Genomic DNA, 2,206 nt, shown 5'->3' on the forward strand with positions numbered 1-2,206 from the left:
GGGGGGACGCGGGCGGGAGACGGCATCGGAGGGAGCGAGCGAAGAGGACGTGGGGGACGTGGGCTCCGTCTCGGCCGGGCAACGTTAGACGAACCGGAAACGGCTCACAACGCGCGCGCCGGGTGCGCGCGAGTGGGCCGGGGCCCCCCTTGTCGCGCCTCCACACGCGGTGACACCCTGCGCGGCGATGACGCACTCCTGGACCGCCCGCTGTGCCTCGACGCTGCTCGTGCTTCAGCTCGCGAGCGCTTGTGATTCGAAGCCGCCTGCTCCCCCTCCAGCCGACACGGACACCACCGCCCCGAGCACCCGGGCGAGCCCGGCCGGCGGCGCGTACACCGCCGGTGTCACCGTCTCGCTGCTGTGCGACGACGGCGCTGGCAGCGGCTGCGCGGCCACGCACTACACCACCGACGGCTCCGAGCCCTCGCGCACCTCGCCCACCTTCCAGGACGCGCTTCCCGTCTCGGCCAACACCACGCTCAAGTTCTTCTCCGTGGACAAGCGGGGCAACGCCGAGTCCGTGAAGTCCCAGGTGTACACCTTCCCCTCCACGGGCGGTGACACGCAGCCGCCCACGGTGAGCGCCTCGCCCCCCGGGGGCACGTATGACGGCGCGCGCACGGTGACGCTCACCTGTGACGACGCGGGCGGCTCCGGCTGCGCCGCCCTCCACTACACGCTGGATGGCGCCACGCCCACCACGGGCTCGCCGCGCTACACCGGCCCCCTCTCCCTCTCGGCCAACACCACGCTCCGGTTCTTCGCCATGGACGCCGCCGGCAACCTCGCGTCCGTCCACACCGAGCGCTACGTCATCGATCTGCTCGCCCCCACCACCACCGCCCGGCCGGCGGGCGGCACGTACAACAGCCGGCAGGACGTGACGCTCTCGTGCGATGACGGCGTGGGCACCGGGTGCGCCGCCACGCACTACACGCTCAACGGCGCCACGCCCACCCCGCTCTCGCCCCGCTACACCGAGGGCACCGTCCTTCCCATCTCGGCCAACACCACGCTGAAGTTCCTCTCCGTGGACGCCGCCGGCCACACCGAGCCCGTCCAGACGCAGACGTACGTCATCGACACCACCCCGCCCACCACCACCGCCAGCCCCGGGGCCGGCACCTATGGCGGGACGCGCAACGTGACGCTCTCCTGCGCCGACGAGGCGGGCAGCGGTTGCAAGGTGACGTACTACACGACGAATGGCACCGCGCCCGGCCCGGGCTCGCCCCAGTACGAGGCGGGCAAGCCCCTTCCCATCACCGCCAACACCGTGGTGCGCTTCCTCTCGGTGGACCACGCCGGCAACACCGAGTCCGTGCAGGTGCTGGAGTACAAGATCGACGTCCTGCCGCCCGTCACCACCGCCTCGCCCGCGGGAGGCGCCTACAACGCCGCGCGGGACGTGACGCTGGCGTGCACGGATGCCACCAGCACGTGCGAGGCCACGTACTACACGCTGGACGGCACCACGCCAGACACCCACTCCACGCGGTATGAGGACACGCCGCTGCGCATCGCCACCAGTGCCACGCTGAAGTTCTTCTCCGTGGACGCGGTGGGCAACGTCGAGCCCGTGCGCACCGAGACGTATGTGTTCCCCGACATCGCCGCCGTGCGCGCCGCCGAGGTGGGCCCGATCGAGCTCCCCATCGAGAGGGTGCTCGTCACCTACGTGAAGCCGAAGACGGACACCGACCCGGCCGGGTTCTTCCTCCAGTCGCGGAAGAATGGCCCGGCCCTCTTCGTCGCGGTGGACCCGGCCACGCTGTCCCCCTCGCCGCTTCCGGGTGACCGCGTGTCGCTGGTGGCCACCACCAAGGACATGGTGGCCGGCCAGACGCGCGTGACGAGCCTCCAGTCCGACTCCTTCGTCGTGCACGGCCGGGGTGAATCCCTGGCGCCGCTACTCTCCGATGCGAGCGCCGCGGACCTCGTCGCTCGGCTGGAGGACTACGAGAGCGAGTACCTCACCGTCTCCGGCACGTTGAGCAGCCCCTTCGGCACCTCCGGCGTCGGGCACATGCAGGCGAGCCTGTCCACGGTAGGCAACCCCCACACGCCGGGCACCTTCACCGACTTGAAGCTGCGCATGCCCACGCCACTGCTCACGGCCCTGCGGGACAGGTACGACCTCAAACAGGGCTGCTCCATCACCACCACCGGGCCGCTGTGGCGCTACTTCGCGACGGCCCAGCCG

At 71.3% G+C, this 2,206-nt stretch carries 1 protein-coding gene; it reads left to right on the forward strand.

The window, feature by feature from the left end; all coding sequences use genetic code 11:
- Nucleotides 1–187 precede the first annotated feature (187 nt).
- Nucleotides 188–2,206, forward strand: a 2,019-nt coding sequence (locus VF697_RS36455; protein ID WP_331102416.1) for a chitobiase/beta-hexosaminidase C-terminal domain-containing protein, incomplete at its 3' end; no start/stop codon positions are given.

Origin of the sequence: Archangium sp. (assembly GCF_036388035.1) — a bacterium.
In the GTDB taxonomy this organism is placed as follows: Bacteria; Myxococcota; Myxococcia; order Myxococcales; family Myxococcaceae; genus Archangium.